The following is a 20,154-nucleotide window of genomic DNA, read 5'->3' on the forward strand; positions in this document are numbered from 1 at the left end:
ATATAAACATCGAACTAGAAATAGTTAATACGATCACAATGTAGAATTTATTTTTAAAATAGGCATTCACCCTTGTAAGACTATTTACATATGTTGGGGTAAAAGGAGTGAAAGGGTGATTTGATGACTGGGAAAATTCGCAATTACTATGCAGGAGGAAATACAGCAAAAGGATTTTATTCACTTTATGATGATGCATTAAAAGGATTGGATAGGTTATTTATCTTAAAAGGTGGACCTGGAACTGGAAAGTCTTCACTGATGAAAGCGATAGGAGAAGCGGTATCCAGAAAAGGGATTGACATTGAATATTTGCATTGTTCGTCAGATAATCAATCAATTGACGGTGTAATTCTACCAAATTATAAAGTAGGAATCGTAGATGGTACTGCCCCACATGTAATTGAACCTAAAGCGCCAGGCGTTATAGAAGATTATGTGAATTTAGGCGTTGCTTGGGACACAGAAAAGTTACTTACTCATAAAGAAGAAATTTTAAGATTAAATAAGAATATTTCCTCTACCTTTCAAAAAGCATACGACACATTCGCACAAGCATTAAAAGCCCATGATGATATAGAGGAAATCTACATTAACAATATGGATTTTGAAGAAGCAAATAAACTAACGGAAGAGTTAATAAAACTATTTTATGGTGACGATGTAGCTAATAAATCTGCAACTGTTAAACACCGTTTCTTAGGAGCTGCAACGCCAAAGGGAGCAGTTGATTTCATACAGAATTTAACAGAAGATATTGATAAACGTTTTTTTATTAAAGGTAGAGCTGGATCAGGCAAGTCTACTATGCTCAAGAAGATTGCAGCTGCCGGGGAAAAGAAGGGATTTGACGTAGAGGTGTATCATTGCGGTTTTGATCCGCATAGTCTCGATATGGTGATCCTTAGAGAACAGGGAATCGCAATTTTTGATAGTACAGCTCCTCATGAGTATTTTCCAAATAGAGAAACAGATGAAATCGTCGATATGTATCAAAGATGTATAGCACCAGAAACAGATGAAAAATGGGCTGCTGACATAGCTAGAACAACTAAGCCGTATAAAGATAAGATGAAAGAAGGTATTTCTTATTTAGCAGAAGCAAAAGAACTTCGGGACCAATTAGAAGCATATTATATTGAAGCGATGGATTTTAAGAAGGTTGAAGAAATACAAAATGATATTTTACAAGAAGTAAATCGAATTATTGAAAATAAAGCATAAAGTCAAAACCACTGGTCAAATTGATCAGTGGTATTTAAGTATAGAAGGAGAACGATTGATATGAAGCGAATTAAATAAACGGACAAGAGGAGGGGGACAACCATGAAACAGAAAAAGCATACAAAGAAACAAACTATATTAATCGTGTTCATTGTCTTATTGATCGCTTGGGGAATCGGAAACTTGCTTCCTGGGGAAAAAAGAGCAACCAAGCCTTTTTTCAATCAAGATAGACCAATGATTATTGCCCACCAGGGAGGAGAACACCTTGCACCGTCGAGTACAATGGCAGCCTTTAATCAAGCAGTAGAATTGGGGGTAGATGCAATAGAATTTGACATACATATCACGAAAGATCAGCATTTAGTAGCCATACATGATCCTACAGTTGATCGCACGACAGATGGAGTAGGGAGAGTAGATGAGCTATCACTAGAAGAAATTAAAGAGCTTGATGCTGGTTTTTATTTTCAAGATCAAAAGGGAGAATATTCATTTAGAGGTAGAGGAGAGAAAATCTTAACAGTTAACGAGATTTTCGATGAGTTTTCAAATAGTAAAATGGTGATAGAAATAAAAGATACGAACGCTTTAGAATCATATGAATTGATTGTAACAAAACTGTGGAACTTAATTGTTGAATACGAACTCGAAGAAAAAGTATTAATTGCTTCTTTCGACCAAGAGATTATTGATATGGTTGATGAGCTTGCAGAAGGGAAAGTTGCAATTAGTGGTGGGAAAAGTGAGGTTACTCAATTAGTCGTTCTTAATAAGGTCTTTCTAAATGGTTTGTACAAACCAAGTGTCGATGTTATTCAAATACCTACAGAGGAAATGATATTTGATTTAACATCAAAACGATTAATTAAAGCTGCGAATCGTAAAGGGTTAGAGGTGCATTACTGGACAATAAATGATATAGAGGCGATGAGATATTTACTAAATCAAGGGGCAAGTGGATTATAACAGATAGGCCTGATTTATTGGTAGAATTAATGAATAAAAGCAAGTAAGAGTTAAGAGAAAACGGGAATACAAGTTTATTCAATTCGTCACAGGAGTAGAAAATAATAAAGAAAACTAAGAGCGTGCGAAATATGTATACACGTTCTTAGTGTGAATTTTATACAGTTTGTAATTCAGGCGCTGTTAATTCAGAAGTAAAGGTGGCATTCTCTAGGTAAATAGAGTGCCAAATCATAAAACAGAGAATTACCCAAATTTTACGACTGTTATCAGCTTTGCTTTGTGCATGTTGTTGAAGAAGCTTTAGTACCTCACCTTTATTAAACAAATACTCGGTTGAGCTCTCAATAATAATAGTACGAGCCCAATCATATAACTCGTCTTTTAACCAGTGACGAATGGGAACCGGAAATCCTAATTTTCTACGATGTAGAACTGTTTCAGGAAGAATGTCTTTCATTGCTTCTCTTAAAATATACTTAGTTGTACCATGTGATATTTTGGCCGAAGTAGGGATTTCGCTAGCAACTTTAAAAACGTCTTTATCTAGAAATGGTACGCGAAGTTCTAGTGAGTGAGCCATAGTCATTCGATCAGCTTTTACAAGAATGTCTCCAGGGAGCCAGGTATGGAGGTCAATGAACTGCATTTTTAATGAATCATCGTAATGAGTTGCCTCTTGATAAAGGTCTTTTGTTATATTTTGAAAAGGAAAGTCATTGTTATATCCCTGTAGTAGTTGTTTCTTTTCTGTTTCATTTAGAACAAAGGCATTGCCGATATAACGATCTGATAAAGGTGTAGTTCCTCTAAGTAAGTAGCTTTTTCCTTTTAAATCATGTGGCAAGCCAAGTGCTATTGTTTGAAGCATAGACTTTAACTGTGTAGGCATATATCCAAACCAGTTTAAAGATATTGGCTCACGATAAATGTTATAACCGCCAAATAATTCATCTGCTCCTTCGCCAGAAAGGACTACTTTTACATGCTTACTGGCTTCTTTTGCAACAAAATAAAGTGGTACAGCAGCAGGGTCTGCGACAGGGTCATCCATGTGCCATATAATGGAAGGTAGTTCTTTAATGAACTCATCTGCTGAAATAATCTTATGAATATTCTCGACCTGTAACTTTTCAGCTGTATCTTTGGCAACGTCTACTTCACTGAATCCTTTGTTTTCAAAACCAACTGTAAACGTTTTTAATTTAGAATTATGCTTTTTGGCTAAAGCAACTATGGAAGTAGAATCAATTCCGCTAGATAAGAAGGCACCAACGGGTACGTCACTCCTCATATGCTTCTCCACCGAATCTTCAAGAATATGTCTTATTTTTGTCTTGTGCTCTAGCATACTACTTTTAATGGGATCAAAAGTCTTTTTAAAGTAACGCTTGATTACTGGGGGCTTATTAATCTCCTTTATCATATAATGACCAGGCAATAGTTTCTTTATTTCTTTAGACAAACAATGAGGTTCAGGGACGTATTGATAAGTTAGGTAATATTGAAATGCTTCTTTTGAAAGTTCCCTAAAATTAATGTAAGCATAAATGCTCTTCTGTTCTGAGGCAAAAAATAATCGTTCGCTAGTCTCTGTATAATAAAATGGTTTAATTCCAAAAGCATCGCGGGCGCAGAAAAGAGTTTGTTCGACTTTATCCCAAATCGCAAAGGAGAACATCCCTCTAAGCTCTTTTACACAATCTATCCCTTTAGAGATAAATAAAGAAAGCAGTACTTCTGTATCTGAATCCGTATTAAAAGAAAAACCTTCACTAATTAATTGATTTCGGAGTTCTATGTAGTTGTAGATTTCTCCATTAAAAACCATAATATAGCGGTTCTGAATATTAAAAGGTTGAGTTCCATGTTCAAGGTCAATAATACTTAGTCTTTTAAAACCAAATTGTACATACTTATCTATAAAATGACCAGTTGAGTCAGGCCCACGATGATGAATTGCTGCTATCGCCTTCGACCAGATAGGCTCTTTTATCGCTTCTATTTGGTCATTATGAATTTCTCCAATAAAGCCACACACGTTTAATCCCTCCAACAAACTCATGATAGAAAAGACTTTATAAATTACTATATATCATGATTATCATACCTTATTTTTATGAAAAATCTAGTAATTTTTAAGAGGGAAAGTCTAAATACAGGTGTAAATTACAAACAATAAATATTTAACAAAATCTTAGCTAGTTTATTTTAAAGAGTTGTAAACCGAAAAAAATACAGTTCATGTGGACAAGTTGAGGTTAGTTTTATTCGTAGTTATAGCAGAAATGTTGTTTGCTTACATCTCCTTTTGTATAAACTGATTAAAGGGAGGTGTTTTTTTTGGACTCACAGACAATCATTACAATAGTTGCCATCTTTATAACGATCCTTACACTTATTCAAGGAATTCGAATGAAAATTAGAAGAGAAGAATATACAGAGCTATTACTTGATAAAGTTGAAAAAGATGTTGAATTGCGACAAACTTTAGCAATGGGCTTATACATGCGTTTTAAAACTGATCAAACAGATGACCAGAGTGCAATTTACCTAAATGGAGATCCGGGGGAGTTTGAAGATTTTGTAACTGATATTATAGAAACAATGTATGGAGGCGACATGTTTGTAAGTAAAGCAAGTAGTAATTATCGGATAGATTTCGAAAACCGACGTGATGATGGAATGTATCTTGGAATGTTGGCGTGTCAGAAAGATGACCTTGATTTTGAAACAGTTGCATTGATGCATTCGAACATTAAAAAATGGAATGCTATGGGGGGAATGATTATTACAACAGCAAGTTTTACGGAAAATGCTATTAAATATGCCGATGGCCTAGAAATAGACTTAATCAGTGGTATTGAACTAGTAGAAATGTGGCTTCAATCTTTGCAGACTGAAGCAGAACAAATCAAACAACTTAATCCTAGTCACAAATAATTGTTGGAAGCTATTCCTATTAATAAAAGAATTAACTTGCAAAAGAATTGGATTTAATCGTCTTAAATTTAATACCACATTTACAAACAATGCTATGTTTTAAGTGTTTAATTTCAGATTGGCAGGAAGGACAGAGTTTTTGTTTGTTTGACATGATGTTTTCTCCTTTGTTGCTTATAAGAATGTATTACATAAATACAATTTAAAAGCATTATGTTATTCATTATTTATAATAACAGATATAAAACAAAAATCAATATTAGTTTATAATTATTATCAATAAGATAGTTGGATAGATATTTTATAATGAACAATCAGGGGGGATCCCAAAAGGGAAATTAACCCTTTTGAGATCGCCCTAATTTATTCCCAAAGTACATTCAGAACGTTTCCATCAAAAAGATTCGTGTCAATGTTACAAGTTTCAGCATCGATTCCGTATTGCCAGCCTGCAATCAGCGCACCATCCGGATATTCGGGATTATACTCCGGAGCATTTTCTTCTGTTGTGATTCCCTCGTTTGGCGCAGCTGTCCAAACATACATCTCATCCAGAATGCTAGAATCAGCTTCGGCAGCCGCTTCAAAAGCAACATACAACTCTTCGCTTGGATCGAAAATTCCATATATACCCGAGCTATATTCCGATTCAGAGACAACATCATGCCATCCTTGAATGAAGTCAGAATCTATAGGATAAATGGGTTCTACATTAGCAAATAGAGCCACTTCTTCCGGAATGCCTAAATCTCTAGCAGCTTCGACAGCCTCGTTAGCTTCATTCTGACCATTCTCATAACCAGTACCATCCGTAAAATGATTCCAGATGACCAGTATTTCGATGTCATTAGAGAGAAGCAGTTCAATTTCTTCATCTGTCAACCCGTAAGATACTCCTTCATTTGTTAATAGATATCGACCCCAAACGGCTGGATCACCAAAATTATCTCTGACGCATGCGAGTAGTTCATCTGTAGTTAAGCTAGCTGAGTCTACTCCCCAAACAGTTTCTGGGGTTTCTTCATCGTTGTTGCCATTGCCGTTCCCGTTACTATCTTGATCTTCACCATCACCATTATCGTTACTACCTTGACCATTCCCATTCTCTTCACCAGTGTCTGCATCTTCTCTAGAACTAGTTCCAGATACATCATTGGTAATTTGATTTGAAACGGTAACCGAGACATTTACATCAACTTGATTCGTTACATTGTTTTCAACGGAATGTTCTTCCCCTGTGTTAACGTGATTTTCGATTGAATTCTCAATATCACTAGAATGACCTTCAATTTGATTTTCTACTGTATTGGTTATTTCTGCTGTATGGGAGGATGAATGATTTTCGATTAAATTCACTACAGAATTATCCTCGGCGTCAATTATATTATCAATATTATTTTGAGTTTTACTATCTCCAGAGCTATTGTCAGTATGGTTATTGTAGTTGGAAGAATCATTAGTCATCTCTTCAGCAGAGAGATCAGCTGTTGCAGAGACTGGCTCTGCATTATTTGAGCGGCTAAACATCGTTAGTGTGACAACAAACAATAATGAAACAACTCCTAAGACAATAAGTGACCGATTTCTGTTATCCCTCATTAACTCACCACCTCTCGAGTCATCATACGTAGCAGGACAACTATTCGTGAAATAATTGGGCAGTGAGTATAAGGAGTGGTGTTAGTAAACAAAAAACAAAAAAAACTCACAGCCATTAATAGTTGTGAGTAAAAGTCTATGAATAAGTGCCTGTTTAATTATTGGAAATGACGTTTAAAATGATGTTAGTTTCTATATCACTTAATTTTCTGTCGAGTATTTCTTCTATTGCTTTGATAAAATCTCCTACTATTTCCTCTTCCATACGACACCTCTAGTTTTTATTATAGAACGTGTTTACAAGAGGAAAAGTTTCAATTACGAGATCATTAATGAAAATATTTAAAGTCTGGTTGATCGTCATGATTTAATGTCTGACCCACTCCTTCTTCACGTACTTTTAATTGAAATTTCTCGTATAAAAATAAAGCAAACATCTCGAATCTCTCCATATCCGTTAAGTCTTTTATTAATTTTTTTATATCCTCGTCAGAGAAATCTTTTAAGATGCCATTAATGATGATTAAAGCATCTTCTTCATCACCAGTTAACTTATCTTTGTATAAATGATATAAATCGTCTACGAATTTCATTGTTATCTTCTCCTTGTATAGGACTTCTATTAGGTTAAGTTTAAAAGCAGGAGTTTATACAATAATGATTAAAAAGTGACCTTAAATACCAAAAACATACTAATGAATAAGTTAAAGTTCGATTGTATGATATAGGGTGAGGTGAGTTTATGTTTATTTCTCCGATGCTATTACAAGAGGCAATAGCACCACCCGAAGATTATGCTAATGTTATCACTGAATTAAAATTAGATGGAATACGTCTGATCTATAGTAATTTAGGCGGGGAGGTCAAGTTATATACACGCTATAATCGTGATGTGACTGTTTACTTTCCTGAAGTTGCTTCTGTGTCACTTCCAAAAGGGGTGATACTAGACGGAGAGTTGATAGCTCCAGACCCTGAAAATAAACCAGATTATCATTTGTTACTTGACCGGTATCATTCCAAACAAGTTGATACAAGTATCATGATTCAGTTTGTTGCTTTTGATATTATTTATTATAAAGGAAAAAAGGTCACGCAATTGCCACTAATTGAACGGAAAAAATTATTGGATTTAACTGTCCCTACTGATAACATCTCAATTGTTACTTCGCAATGGGTAGAAGGCAATTCTGAAATGTACTTTGATATTGTAAGAGAGTATAACTTGGAAGGTATTGTTGTGAAAAAACCGCATTCAAAATATCAAACTGGTAGACGAACAGACGACTGGATTAAGATCATTAATTATCGTTATTTAAAGGAGAAGAAGTCAGGGTTAAATAAAAGCAACTGCTTTTTAATGATGTTAAACCAAACCCAAATAAGTCAGAAATTTTTAACCATTGATATGAAACCAATTAAAAATCGAAACAAACTGTATGAGTCGTATCGTCAAATGATAAACAAAATAAAAATAGACCTTTCCCATTAAAAAGGTCTATTTTTATTTTGTGATAACTTTATGTGAGGACTATACGAATAAAGAAAGATCTGCTATTATTGTGGTGAGAATGATAATACTTATCAATAGAGGTGGCTACATAAAATGGATAAGATCTATTTCTGCAAAGAAAACAAATTTAAATCAAAGAAAGCTTATAAATCTTTAGCTACATCTTATCCAGATTTAAAGATAAAGCGTAAAGGATGTCTTGGTAAATGTAAGACATGTAAAGAATGCCCTTTTTCGGTAGTCGATGGAAAAGTAGTAAAAAGTGAAACGAGTGACGAGTTATACAGGAAAATAGATAAACAAATTTTAAAGAAAACTGTTTAAGTAATCGAAAGAGTTGCCTAATTAAAGGGCAACTCTTTTTTATTTACAGCAAATAGAAACAAGAATATTAACTTATTAACAGGTAAAGCTAAAATAAAAATTGCTATGTGAGGGAGAGTAGGATGGCTGACAAAAAACAATTAACTGTTGAGGTAGGTAAAAATATCTCTCATTTTAAAACCATCTTTCATGATTGTGCTGATGTAATCTTTCGTAATCTTTACATAGAAGACAGAGAAGCTTTTTAATATATGTAGATGGCTTAGTTAACACGGAAGATTTACAAGCACATGTTCTACAGGATATAGCAACACACGTTAAAACGTTAGATCTAACGTTAGAACATTTAGAAAGAAAAGTTATAACTCTTGCAGATATATCTGAAAGTCAAGAAGTGCAGGAAATCAGTGATTTAATCTTAGCAGGAAATGCATCATTAATAATAGATGGTTACGCTAAAGCAATCATCTTCCCGGCAAGCGTTCGAACAGAGCAGTGTCAGAACCTGAATCAGAGTCAGCAATCCGAGGTCCTCGTGAAGGCTTTATTGAGAATTTACGTGTAAATACATCTCTAATTAGAAGAAAGATTAAATCAACAGATTTAAAAATCATATCGAGACAAGTGGGAGAACAGACGAAGACGAGTGTTGATGTTATATATATTGACGGTATTGCCGACCCAAAAGTATTGGAAGAACTAAAAACTAGGTTAGATCGCATAAAAATAGATGGAATTTTTGAAACGGGTTATATTGAAGAATTGATAGAGGATCATCCATGGAGTATTTTCCCTCAAGTACAAGTAACGGAAAGACCAGATTCAGTAGCGGCAAACCTACTGGAAGGGCGAATAGCTGTATTAGTTGATGGCACCCCATTTGTGATGATACTGCCGGCAACCTTTTGGCAACAATTTCAAGCAAGTGAAGATTATTATGATCGATTTTACATTGCGATTTTTTTACGAGCAATCCGTTTAGTCTTTTTGGGTATTGCTCTTTTGCTGCCTGCGTTATATGTAGCTGTGACAACCTATCACCAAGAAATGATCCCAACAAATCTATTGTTAAGTATTGCTGCAAGTAGAGAGGCGATTCCATTCCCAGCTGTAGTGGAAGCGTTAATTATGGAAATCTCATTTGAAGCATTACGAGAGGCTGGTGTGCGGCTGCCTAAAACAATAGGACAAGCGGTAAGTATCCTAGGCGCTTTAGTTATTGGGTCTGCAGCAGTAGAAGCAGGCATTGTTTCTGCACCAATGGTCATTATTGTTTCACTTACAGGAATTGCGTCCTTTACGATTCCGAAATTTAGTCTTGCGATTTCAGTTAGATTATTAAGATTTCCTTTAATTATATTAGGCTCAGTCTTTGGAATGTTTGGCTTAGTAATAGGGATGGTGTTTATATTAACTCATTTATGTAAATTAAGATCGTTTGGGGTACCTTACTTTGAACCAATTGGTCCTATGCATTTCTCCGAGCTAAAAGATGTTTTTGTAAGAATGCCAATCTGGATGCAAAATAAAAGGCCGAGAGAATTTGTAAAAAGAAATAGAAAAAGACAAGTTCAACATCTGTCTCCGTCTCCTAAACAAAATAATTAGTCGTTCGTTGGAGGAATTTAATGAGGGGTAAAATTAAAGTTATCTTATGTCTTTTAGTTATTATATTTCCCTTACTAGGTTGTTGGGATAGGCTAGAAATCAATGATATAGCAATTGTGACTGGTACCAGTTTCGATTTATTAGACGATAAGCAGTATAAGGTAGCGATACAGGCACCCCTTCCAGGAGAAATGGGCGGAGCTGGAAGTCATGGAGGTGGAGGGGGTACATCAGGTGGTGCAACGTATTATTTAGATGCGGGAATTGGGCATAATGTTAGGCAAGCTAATGAAGATCTCCAAAAAAGAATGTCTCGACAATTAATGTTTGGACATCGTCGGGTTTCAATTATTGGGGAAGATCTGGCCAAAGAAGGAATTCGGAAAATTTTGGATGTGTTAACTCGTACAAGAGAAGCTCGCTTGCGAACACAACTCTTCATAACAGAAGGAAATGCAATTGATATTCTCAGTTCGCAACCACAACTTGAGAATTTATCAGCTGAAGCAATAAGGGAAATAGGTGTCGCAGGATATGAATTAACGCTGAGAGATTTTTTACTTGACTATCAAAAGGAGGGGGATGATCCACTTCTTCCAGTTCTAACTTTAAAAGAAAATATCAGTCCAGACCCGGAGTTAGTTTCAAATCAAGTAGAAATAAGTAAAATGGCTATTTTTAAAGAAGATAAGCTCCAATTTTTTACAGATGAAGACCAAACATCCGGTATTCAATGGATTTTGGGAAGAAAACATGGTCAAAGTTACACCATTGAATATGATGAAGGTGCTCACATTAGTTTTCGAATTGTAGAGCAAACTTGCGATATTAAGCACAGTATTAAAAACGGAAAACCAGTTTATACGTTTCAAATAAAACTTATAAGTAATTTGCTTGAAAATGAAACAGATTTAAACCTTGAAGAAACTCAAGTTTATGATGAAATCAATGAAAAACTTAAAAATAAAATTGTAAAAGAAATAGAAGCCATAATGGATGAAACACTTTCTAAAGGAATTGATACATTTGGTTTTGGTTCTCTACTACATAGAAAAGAACGTAAATTATGGAATGACGAATTCAAAGAATCATGGAGAGAGCAACTAGAGAACATAGAATATGAAATTAATATAAATAGCAAAATAGTTTTAACTGGTCTAGTAACAGAAGGCATTGGTATAGGGGAGTGAAAATTTGCTACAAATCATATTTATAGTATTTGTATTATCAATTGCCTATTATTTGGCAAACCGTGATTTCAATCAGAAAAAACAGGAAAAAGTGAAATACTCGATCTTATCACTTGTAGTAGGTTCTATGTCAATCTTGTTACAACTAGTTCAAGTAGAAGGTTATATCCAATTATTATCTCGTTTATTTGGAGAAATTACGTTTATGGTGATAGGTAAATGAATATAAAAATATCAAACAGGCAGTTAGCTTTTCTAGTCAGTAATTCAATGGTCAGTGTTAGTTTAGTTATTTTGCCACAATCATTAGTTGATTTGTCCCTTCAAAATGCATGGCTTGTCTTTCCTCTTCTTTTCTTGTTTGTTCTCTTAATCATAACTGGAGGGTTGTATGGACTTAAAAAGTTAAAGACATTCGATTTAACAGAAGGGCAAGGAAATTGGCAGAAGAGATGTTTAGCTTTTCTTTTTGTCTTGTTCATTTCTCATGTTTTAATACGAGATCTTACCATTATTACAGGTTTCATTGAAGCTACATTGTTGCCATTAACACCCGTTTATGTCATAACTATTTTAGTAATCGCTTGTAGCCTTTATATTTCATGGGCAGGGATAGAAGTTATCGCTCGGTATAATGAAATCTGTTTTCTGATATTTTTAGGCGTAGTGTTATTTATTCCAATTTCACTTATTGATTCATTAGCTATAGAAAATTTCGAACCTGTACTGGGACTTGAAACAATACCTTCTGTTTTTCAATCAGCTTATCTTGGTTTAGCTTGGGTGGGAGAAATCATAATTGTTTTTCTAATTATTGGAATGGTTAATCCCTTAAAGAATGTCAAAAGAGCTATTTTCTTAGGTGGAGCAATTGGAATAGGGATGTTGTTTATCCTTATTTTTTCAGGAATAGCTGTACTAGGTGCTGAAATCCTCCGATACACGACATATCCTACCTACACGTTAGTTCAACAAATAAGGATAACTGAATTTTTAGATAGGTTAGACTTTTTTCTTGTTTCACTATATTTTCCTGCTGTCTTCTCTAAGTTCGCATTGTTCTTTTTTTGGGTTACAGCGTGCTTTTAACTTGTTTTCAGGTATGAACACGAAATACACTTTCATACCTTTATCAATAATGATTGGCGTCCTTGCTAACGTACTATTTGAAAATAAAGGAGAAAAACTTGAGTTTCAAATTCATACATGGGCAACAATGGGTTTAGTTCTAGAGTTAATGATCGTCATTGTGATGATGTTTGTAATACGAAGTATGAATCAGAGAAAATTGAAACAGACAAAATCGGTGGAGAAAAAATGCATAAAGAGTTACAAGTGAAATAGTGATGTTAGATTTTATTACATGTATCCATTAATAAAACAAATTTTCAGTTAAAATAATTTTAACTAATTTGTTTACCTATCTTTTGTAGTGAAAAGGGGTTGGATACCATGTCTAAGCAATTCGGAGAACGGTTACTGCAGGAAAAGTATCAAACAACCAAAAGAGCGGCTGCCTTTTATCAAAATCAGATGCTGGACCATGTGAACATACCCATGCAAGAGTTTATTAAAAAACAAGAGATGATGTTCATTGCCACATCGGATAGAAATGGAAATTGTGACTCATCATTTAAGGCGGGACCACCTGGATTTGTAAGGGTTATGAACAAAAAAACAATAATGTATCCAGAGTATCGTGGCAATGGGGTTATGGCAAGTTTAGGAAATCTAACTGAAAATCCTCATATTGGTTTGATGTTTATTGACTTTGTAGAAAATAGAGTAGGATTGCATGTTAACGGGAAAGCGTTTATATGTGAGAATAAAGAATTGAAAAACATGCCTATACATGAAAATGTTCTTAAAAAGATATATAGAGAAGAAACAAGAGCTGAGCGGTGGGTAATAATTGAGATTGAAGAAGCTTATATACACTGTTCAAAGCATATTCCGAAGATGAATAAAAATGAGGAGCGTAATGATAATCCAATAGTTGCCGGAGACTTTTTTAAAGTAAAGCAAAGTAGGCTTTCTCAAGTGTAACAAGAGATAAATAACCAGCGCAAACAAGGTGCGCCTGGTTATTTTTATTTCCCTAAGCTTGTTTTTCATGAATTTTAAATAGGTCAAGCAATTCTGTTCCATTGCTAATGACATCGGCTAGAGTATATTGGTCAAGAACAGCAAGGTAGGCTTGGAGCGCCTCATTCAGAGCAAATTTTAATTTGCAGGCTGGACTTATAATACAAGTGTTGTTTTTGGAGTCGAAACATTCAACAATGTTCATATTTTCAGTTTTTCTAACAACAGTTCCAATGTTAATTTCCTCAGGGTTTAGAGCTAATTTAATCCCGCCATTTTTTCCTCTAATGGTTGTAATTAAACCAAGTTGGCCTAATTCATATACGACTTTGCCCATATGATTATTGGAGATATTATAGACCTCAGAGATGTCTTTTATTTTAGAAAGAGGTAAATCTTTTCGTATACCTAAATAAACGAGCGTTCTTAGTGCATAATCTGTGTAAGTTGTTAGATGCATTCTTTTTTCACTCCTATCATTGATTTAGTAAATGCACATGTACCAGTATATTAATAAAGTAATTATTGGAGATTGTTAAACTAACTACACCTATATCCTACAGGAAAAATACGGAATTGTCTTTATGAATAGATGAATTTTCTACTGCAATCAAGAAAAAGTTTGTCAGATTTAATAACGTATAATAGCTTTTAAAGAAACAGACAGCACCCTCTTATTTACTGCAAGCAAAAGAATAAAATTGTCTTTCATCATTATGGTAAGAAAATAAAAAGTGGATGTTTCAATAGGTAATATTGAAACATCTAGAGTCATGCTAAGTGTTTTTTATACTGATACTTTAATTTGTCTTAGTCTCTTCTCATCAGTCTCTGCAATTTCTAGTGTTAGATGCTCATAATCATATTTCTCACCTTGTCTAGGTAATCTTTGGAACAGTTCAGTGATCCATCCTCCTAACGTGTGATAGCTTGAATCTGGTAACTCTACGTTTGTTAGTCTCGCAAAATCATCTAATGGGTAATCTGCGGAGATAAGGTAAGTAGTAGAATCAATTTGGTTAAAAGGCATTACTTTTTCGTCATGTTCATCCCAAATTTCCCCGACAATTTCTTCTAGGATATCCTCTAATGTTATTAAACCTGCCGTACCTCCATATTCGTCAATAACGATAGCCATATGATTTTTTTGTTTTTGAAGTTGTGGTAGTAAATTAGAAACTCTCATTGACTCAACAACATATAAAGGATCTCGTAATAATTGATTTATATCTATTTCTACATCATTTAACAAAGCAGTTAGAAAATCTCGCTCTGAGAGAATTCCGACAATTGTATCTGAATTACCCTCGTATACAGGTATCCTCGAATATCGCTCTCTAAAGAACGTTTGTTTAATTTCCTCTACAGAGCTATTAATGTTGATAGCAATAATATCAGTTCGTGGTTTTAGAATTTCAGCAACAATAATGTCATTAAAATCAAGAGAACGGTGAACCAACTCTTTCTCGTGTTGCTCAATTACGCCCTCTTCTTGACTAATATTGATCATCACTTTTAACTCTTCTTCAGTCATGGAAGGAACATGTTCTTTCTGTTGAATCAATTTTCCGATGGCTTTTCTAATTTGAATAAAAGCCCAAGTTATAGGTCTAAAAAAGATAATTAAGAAAGATAAAATGCCAGCAATTTTCAGGGTATATGTATCTGCGTATTCTTTAGCGAAGGATTTAGGCAAAATTTCACCGAATATTAGCACGAAAACAGTAACTACAACAGTACTAACAAATACCCCAACACTAGGTCCAAAAAGTTGAATAGCTAGCTGAGAAGATAAAGTAGCCGCAGCAATATTAACTAAATTATTACCAACCAAAATCGTTGACAAAGCTTCATCGAAATTATTGGAAATTGCAAGAGCTTTATTGGCCCCTTTGCGTCCGTCATCACTATAATTTTTTAGCCGTATTTTATTCACACTCGAATAAGCTGTTTCAGCAGAAGAGAAGAAAGCTGATAAAAAGAGCAGAACGATTAATAAGACAATGAGGTTTATTGAAATGTCAGTCAAAAAATCAAGCCTCCTGTTATAAGCTTCAGTAAAAGGGTGCCCAAAATGAAGGGGAATAATAGGAGATGCATCAAACAATAATCAAAAAAATGAAAGATCTTAATCATATTGTGAACATTTTTCGAGCAGAAAATAACTTCATTGTTTCTACATATTTTTCAAGTAATCTATACAAATCAAGTGAATGTAATGTTTTGAGGGTATTTCAAATGAGAAAGAGAAAAACTAAAAGTATTTAAAGAATAACAAGTCGTGTTAACAAAAAATGAGTACTTGCTTACTATCTATATAATTATGTTATAGAGTAATTAAAGAATGTATTAGTTAATGAGCTCAGGCTTAGGAGTTGAAATTTTGGAGAATATGAAGAATGTACTAATTGTTGAAGATGAAATGCAAATGCAGAAACTTCTGTCCATTTGCTTACAGGATCAGCCATTCGTTGTAAAGACAGTTGGAACTGGAGAAGAAGCGATACAGTTACTAAGGTCTTTCGAATATGACTTAATTCTATTAGATATCATGTTGCCAGGAATAGATGGGTATGAGGTATTAAAAAGCTTTCGGTTAATTGATGAAGATACACCAGTCATTCTTTTAACTGCGGTGGGAGAGACCGGAGATATAGTAAGAGGGTTGAATCTAGGAGCTGATGATTATATTACCAAACCCTTTGAACCTAGTGAATTAGTCGCTCGTATGAATTCAGTTATTAGGAGATTTAAACGGCAACCTGAACAAACGAATATTATAAAACGTCACGGTGTAATGTTAGATCAAAACAAACGACAATTCACTTTAGAAGATAAAAAAATAGACTTTACTAAAAAAGAGTATCAAATTTTTCTACGTCTGTTTATGAATCCTGAACAAGTATTTACAAGAGAAGAGCTACTACAGTTAGAATGGAATGGACCAGAAGAAAGGTTCGATCGAAGCATTGACACTCATATTAAGAACATTCGAGAAAAAATAAGAGAAGTAGGGTGTGACAAGCCATTAATAGAAACCGTTTGGGGAGTCGGTTATAAATACTTTTCTTCAACGGATCTACTATGAAGCTTTCAACAAGATTATCATTGTTTGTATTGGTCTGTTCTGTAATTGGAATTATCGTAATGAGCACTTCTTTCTATCAATTGTCAAAAAGCTTTTATAAAAATCAGTTGCAAAAAGAAATTGAATACAGATTGGCTGCCCACGGAGAAATAGTTGAAGATGATATGACAGCTCATACACTTCATCATGTCGTACTTATGGAAAAAAGGGATCCTGAAACTTTCTTTATAATCATGGACCAAGAATTTAACTTGCTTGAGCAAAATTACCCTGTGTCTGAACAACAATTACAATCCTATAGAAAATGGATTCAAGAAAAATCAAACTTAGGAGAAACTGAATTTATTGAAACGATGGCTCGTCATATACCTCATATCTGGTCATTTGTTCCTCTAACAAAAGATGAAGACGTTTTAGGGTATCTTTTTATTGATCAAGATACTGGCGATTTTAACCAAGCGCAAACCAAGTTGTTGTATATTTCGATCATTATGGCGTTGTTGACTTTACTCTTATCCGGATTAATTACAATCTACCTTTCAAAGAGGCTCACAGCCCCCTTAATAGAAGTAAGGAACTCAACAAGAAAGATTGCGAAAGGTGATTTTGATTTTTCTCTTGTTCCAAAGGGAAATGATGAAATTACTGACTTAATCAAGGATATTTCAAACATGGCTTCCCAATTAAAGGATTATAGAGACTCACGTCAACAATTTTTATCTAATGTTTCTCATGACCTTAGGACACCTTTAACTTATTTAAAAGGTTACGCCGCTATTTTAAAAGATAAACCCCATTCTAGTAAGGATGTAATGGAGTATTCTAAAACCATATACAGTGAAGCGATAAGAATGGAACGTCTCGTTAATGATTTATTTCAGCTTATGAAATTAGATGAAGGAAAATTTAAAATAGAAATGCGTGAAACGGATATAGTTGCTCTTTTATCACATCTATTGCAAAAGGTTAAGTTAAGAGCTAAGGAAAAAAATATAGACATACGGTTCTCTTCAAATACAAATCCGATTGTAGCCATGGTAGATTCTGAAAGAATGGAACAAGCGATCCTAAATCTTGTCACGAATGCCATACATTATACAGAACCTGGAGGTTGTATAGAAATATCTGTAGAAAAACAACCTCATCAGCTTATTCTTCAGGTAAAAGACAACGGACAAGGAATTCCAGAACAAGATCTTCCTTATATTTGGGAAAGATTTTATCGAGTGGATAAAGCAAGATCTTCAGTAAGTGGTGGAAGTGGACTTGGACTCACCATTACGAAACAGCTAATTGAATTACAAGGTGGAGTGATAATGGTTAATAGTATTTTCGGAAAAGGAACATGTTTTATCATTAAATTTGATAAGTAGTGGAGGACTTTATGAAGTATTCATTAGGATTAGTGACACTAGTTTTCTTTCTAATGGGATGTAACGGGGATCAGTCAGTTGACTCTTTTACTCACATACACGGACTTGAGTACGAGGTGAATGGAGAAGGATTTTATATTGCAACACACCATGGAATCATACTAGCAGACCAAGCCAACTGGAACTTAATAGGGGGGACTAGTGAACAACACGATTTTATGGGCTTTACTATTTTAGAAAACGGGAATATGATTTCTAGCGGACATCCAAGTCTACAATCTGATTTAAACAATCCATTAGGGGTCATTATGAGTGAGGACAAAGGATTAACATGGGAACCCATTGCATTACATGGGGAAGTTGATTTTCATATCATTCATGTAAATGCAAAAAATCAAAACATTATATACGGACTCGATTCCTATCATTCACAATTATATAAATCTGAAAATGGAGGATTTAATTGGTTACCCATTGAGATTTCACAAGCACCAATGGACATCGGAGAAATTTATGCAATAACATCCAATCCATTAGACGCCAATCATTTGTTGGCGGGATTCCCCACAGGGATGTTCTCGTCAAGAGATGGTGGAGAAACTTGGATAGAACTTGAAAAAGAGTTTACGGTAACATCTTTTACATCTGTAAACGGACATTCTGAGGAAATGATTGCCTATTTAATGGGGTCTAAGCAAGGTCTATATTACAGTAAAGATTTTGGTGAAACTTGGGAATTAATTCATTCGGAGTTCGGTGACGAAGCAGAAGTGGTAATCGAAATCAGTCAACATCCTAGAAATCCAGAGCAACTAGTAGTAGCAACTTCGATGACTAACATTTATGAAACGCATAATTTCGGTCAAGAATGGATTATGATAGCGCAAGAGGGGAAAAGGGTTGAAAATAAAGTTAACTAATTTTAGTAATAAAAACAAAGGAATTTTTAATTTCTTTGTTTTTTGGTTAAGATTTAAAAACAGAAAGGCAAATGAAATGCCTTTCCGATCAGCATGAGTAAGCTTTTAATTTACCTGTGTAAGCGTCTGAAAATTCTTGGCTTGCTCTTGAATGGTTACAGCATAATTGCTCTTGGCATGACCATTATTATCAATGTAATTCTCAAGACCTCCCATACCTCTATGGTAAGCAGTTAAGGCGGAATCCCAATCGTTATAATGCTGGTACAGAAAATCTAAATACTGTATCGACAATTGAATGGAGTAGAGTGGATCAAATAGTAGATCATCTTCGTAAGGAAGCCCTGCCATCTCTGCAATCCAAGGTGCTGTGTTCTTCATGAATTGCGCTAAACCATAAGCATGTCCGTAGCGGGTCTCTGGGCCGATTAGGTCAGGGTTAAAAGTTCCTCCCGTTTCAGTTTTTAATAATTCATAAACGATAAAAGGGTCAACACTATGCTGTTGAGCTAACTCACCTAGAAACAGCCCCCACTCTCTTTTAAATTGCTGATCGCTATCTTCATAAAGCTGATTAGCAATCTCAGTAGAGTTGATCCAAGTTTCGTAGTTTTTGGCCAAATCAGTATTGGTTTTAGCATTAAAATAAACACGCATTTCATCCATACTGTTATTTAATTTCTTTATTTCATGTAAGTTATAAACTTCCTCTATATAATGGTTAAGCTTCATATTTTCATAAAAGAACCAAACTAGAATAAAGGAGAGGGATATGATTATTATAGTTTTCTTTGACACTTTAAAACCTCCTTTTGTTGCTAAGAACTCATCCTAACGAAATTATGTAAAGAACACAAACATTAAAATAAAGTAGATTTAAGCTTTTGCTTTCATAAAGGGTGATTTAACTAAGCGACAGGGACTCATGTATCAATACTATTAAAATACTGTGTTTTTCTTTAAATTGCTTGTTTTCGAGTGGTTTTTACTTCTTTTGTATGAAAATAAAACCAATTTTATAGTAAGATTGGGTAGAAGTAACTTAGATAGGAGTCTTTACTGTGATGGAAACAAATATACAGTTATTTACTGTTCCAATAATAAACCGACATCTTTATATGGATTTGTTGCTTTTAGCAGATGAAAGCAAGGAAATAATTAGTGGATATATTAATAAAGGGGACATGTATGCCATCAGTGATAAGGATGAAGTTATTGGTGTTGTTTTATTTATCTTTCACGCTGATCAAATCGTCGAGCTAAAAAACATTGCATTACATGCAAAGTGTGAGAGGGGAAGGGTTGGGGAAAAAGATAA

Annotated in this window: 20 protein-coding genes and 2 pseudogenes; 16 read left to right on the top strand and 6 right to left on the bottom strand. The window is 34.4% G+C overall.

The annotated features are described in order from the left end of the window. Positions 1-123 precede the first annotated feature (123 nt). Positions 124-1,224, top strand: coding sequence for a PRK06851 family protein (locus JCM9157_RS06590; RefSeq protein ID WP_035663219.1), 1,101 nt, complete (start codon positions 124-126; stop codon positions 1,222-1,224). Between the two features lie 102 nt (positions 1,225-1,326). Then, positions 1,327-2,193, top strand: a complete 867-nt coding sequence (locus JCM9157_RS06595) for a glycerophosphodiester phosphodiesterase family protein (RefSeq protein ID WP_235714828.1) — start codon at positions 1,327-1,329, stop codon at positions 2,191-2,193. 157 nt (positions 2,194-2,350) lie between these two features. Here JCM9157_RS06595 and asnB read toward each other — a convergent pair whose 3' ends face one another. Continuing rightward, positions 2,351-4,234, bottom strand: a complete 1,884-nt coding sequence (asnB, locus tag JCM9157_RS06600) for an asparagine synthase (glutamine-hydrolyzing) (RefSeq protein ID WP_035663220.1) — start codon at positions 4,232-4,234, stop codon at positions 2,351-2,353. 302 nt (positions 4,235-4,536) lie between these two features. On the opposite strand from asnB, the gene JCM9157_RS06605 reads away from it, so the two are divergent. Continuing rightward, entirely contained in the window at positions 4,537-5,136 is a 600-nt protein-coding gene (locus JCM9157_RS06605; protein WP_052012987.1) for a restriction endonuclease, read from the top strand. A 363-nt stretch (positions 5,137-5,499) separates the two neighbouring features. On the opposite strand, the gene JCM9157_RS06610 is transcribed toward JCM9157_RS06605, so the two are convergent. Next, a complete protein-coding gene (locus JCM9157_RS06610) occupies positions 5,500-6,735 on the bottom strand; it encodes a glycoside hydrolase domain-containing protein (RefSeq protein WP_035663221.1) in 1,236 nt (411 codons plus the stop codon). 329 nt (positions 6,736-7,064) lie between these two features. Continuing rightward, the gene (locus JCM9157_RS06615; protein WP_035663222.1) at positions 7,065-7,328 is read right to left on the bottom strand and encodes a DUF6154 family protein; all 264 of its coding nucleotides are present in this window, start codon (positions 7,326-7,328) and stop codon (positions 7,065-7,067) included. A 149-nt stretch (positions 7,329-7,477) separates the two neighbouring features. Between JCM9157_RS06615 and JCM9157_RS06620 the strand changes: the two genes are divergently transcribed. From JCM9157_RS06620 to JCM9157_RS06650, 9 genes and pseudogenes are all read left to right on the top strand, one after another. Beyond that, positions 7,478-8,227, top strand: a complete 750-nt coding sequence (locus JCM9157_RS06620; RefSeq protein ID WP_052012988.1) for an ATP-dependent DNA ligase — start codon at positions 7,478-7,480, stop codon at positions 8,225-8,227. A 114-nt stretch (positions 8,228-8,341) separates the two neighbouring features. Continuing rightward, positions 8,342-8,572, top strand: coding sequence for a DUF1450 domain-containing protein (locus JCM9157_RS06625; RefSeq protein ID WP_035663224.1), 231 nt, complete (start codon positions 8,342-8,344; stop codon positions 8,570-8,572). Positions 8,573-8,694: 122 nt separating this feature from the next. Further along, complete coding sequence (locus tag JCM9157_RS25665) at positions 8,695-8,820, top strand: spore germination protein (RefSeq protein ID WP_148296822.1); 126 nt, start codon at positions 8,695-8,697, stop codon at positions 8,818-8,820. After that, positions 8,820-10,180, top strand: a pseudogene (locus tag JCM9157_RS06630) (spore germination protein). Before JCM9157_RS25665 ends, JCM9157_RS06630 begins: the two are co-directional and overlap by 1 nt. Positions 10,181-10,200: 20 nt before the next feature. After that, entirely contained in the window at positions 10,201-11,370 is a 1,170-nt protein-coding gene (locus tag JCM9157_RS06635; RefSeq protein ID WP_035663226.1) for a Ger(x)C family spore germination protein, read from the top strand. Positions 11,371-11,374: 4 nt separating this feature from the next. Then, the gene (locus JCM9157_RS06640; RefSeq protein ID WP_035663227.1) at positions 11,375-11,593 is read left to right on the top strand and encodes a hypothetical protein; all 219 of its coding nucleotides are present in this window, start codon (positions 11,375-11,377) and stop codon (positions 11,591-11,593) included. Then, positions 11,590-12,459, top strand: coding sequence for a GerAB/ArcD/ProY family transporter (locus JCM9157_RS06645; RefSeq protein WP_035663229.1), 870 nt, complete (start codon positions 11,590-11,592; stop codon positions 12,457-12,459). The genes JCM9157_RS06640 and JCM9157_RS06645 overlap by 4 nt, the downstream gene beginning before the upstream one ends. Before the next feature lie 117 nt (positions 12,460-12,576). Continuing rightward, positions 12,577-12,714: a hypothetical protein gene (locus tag JCM9157_RS24575; protein WP_156321474.1), complete on the top strand. Its 138-nt coding sequence runs from the start codon at positions 12,577-12,579 to the stop codon at positions 12,712-12,714. A 108-nt stretch (positions 12,715-12,822) separates the two neighbouring features. Further along, positions 12,823-13,416, top strand: a complete 594-nt coding sequence (locus tag JCM9157_RS06650; protein WP_035663230.1) for a pyridoxamine 5'-phosphate oxidase family protein — start codon at positions 12,823-12,825, stop codon at positions 13,414-13,416. Between the two features lie 52 nt (positions 13,417-13,468). Here JCM9157_RS06650 and JCM9157_RS06655 read toward each other — a convergent pair whose 3' ends face one another. Both JCM9157_RS06655 and JCM9157_RS06660 read right to left on the bottom strand, forming a co-directional pair. Next, positions 13,469-13,915 (bottom strand): Rrf2 family transcriptional regulator, encoded by a 447-nt coding sequence (locus JCM9157_RS06655; RefSeq protein WP_035663232.1) that lies wholly within the window; start codon positions 13,913-13,915, stop codon positions 13,469-13,471. A gap of 327 nt (positions 13,916-14,242) precedes the next feature. After that, entirely contained in the window at positions 14,243-15,484 is a 1,242-nt protein-coding gene (locus JCM9157_RS06660; RefSeq protein ID WP_035663233.1) for a hemolysin family protein, read from the bottom strand. A 363-nt stretch (positions 15,485-15,847) separates the two neighbouring features. Here JCM9157_RS06660 and JCM9157_RS06665 point away from each other — a divergent pair, with 363 nt between their 5' ends. From JCM9157_RS06665 to JCM9157_RS06675, 3 genes are read left to right on the top strand one after another with little or no spacing between them, the layout of a single operon-like run. Then, positions 15,848-16,543 carry a response regulator transcription factor gene (locus tag JCM9157_RS06665; protein ID WP_035663272.1) on the top strand — a complete coding sequence of 232 codons (696 nt, stop codon included), beginning with the start codon at positions 15,848-15,850 and terminating at the stop codon, positions 16,541-16,543. A 59-nt stretch (positions 16,544-16,602) separates the two neighbouring features. Continuing rightward, positions 16,603-17,916 carry a sensor histidine kinase gene (locus JCM9157_RS06670; RefSeq protein WP_158318615.1) on the top strand — a complete coding sequence of 438 codons (1,314 nt, stop codon included), beginning with the start codon at positions 16,603-16,605 and terminating at the stop codon, positions 17,914-17,916. Positions 17,917-17,927: 11 nt separating this feature from the next. Beyond that, positions 17,928-18,836: a F510_1955 family glycosylhydrolase gene (locus JCM9157_RS06675; RefSeq protein WP_035663236.1), complete on the top strand. Its 909-nt coding sequence runs from the start codon at positions 17,928-17,930 to the stop codon at positions 18,834-18,836. A gap of 105 nt (positions 18,837-18,941) precedes the next feature. Here JCM9157_RS06675 and JCM9157_RS06680 read toward each other — a convergent pair whose 3' ends face one another. Next, complete coding sequence (locus JCM9157_RS06680; protein WP_035663237.1) at positions 18,942-19,634, bottom strand: lytic transglycosylase domain-containing protein; 693 nt, start codon at positions 19,632-19,634, stop codon at positions 18,942-18,944. Between the two features lie 266 nt (positions 19,635-19,900). On the opposite strand from JCM9157_RS06680, the pseudogene JCM9157_RS06685 reads away from it, so the two are divergent. Beyond that, a pseudogene (locus tag JCM9157_RS06685) lies at positions 19,901-20,154 on the top strand (hypothetical protein); the annotation flags it as partial.

It is taken from the genome of Halalkalibacter akibai JCM 9157 (assembly GCF_000513135.1).
Taxonomy (GTDB): Bacteria; Bacillota; Bacilli; order Bacillales; family Bacillaceae_D; genus Halalkalibacter; species Halalkalibacter akibai.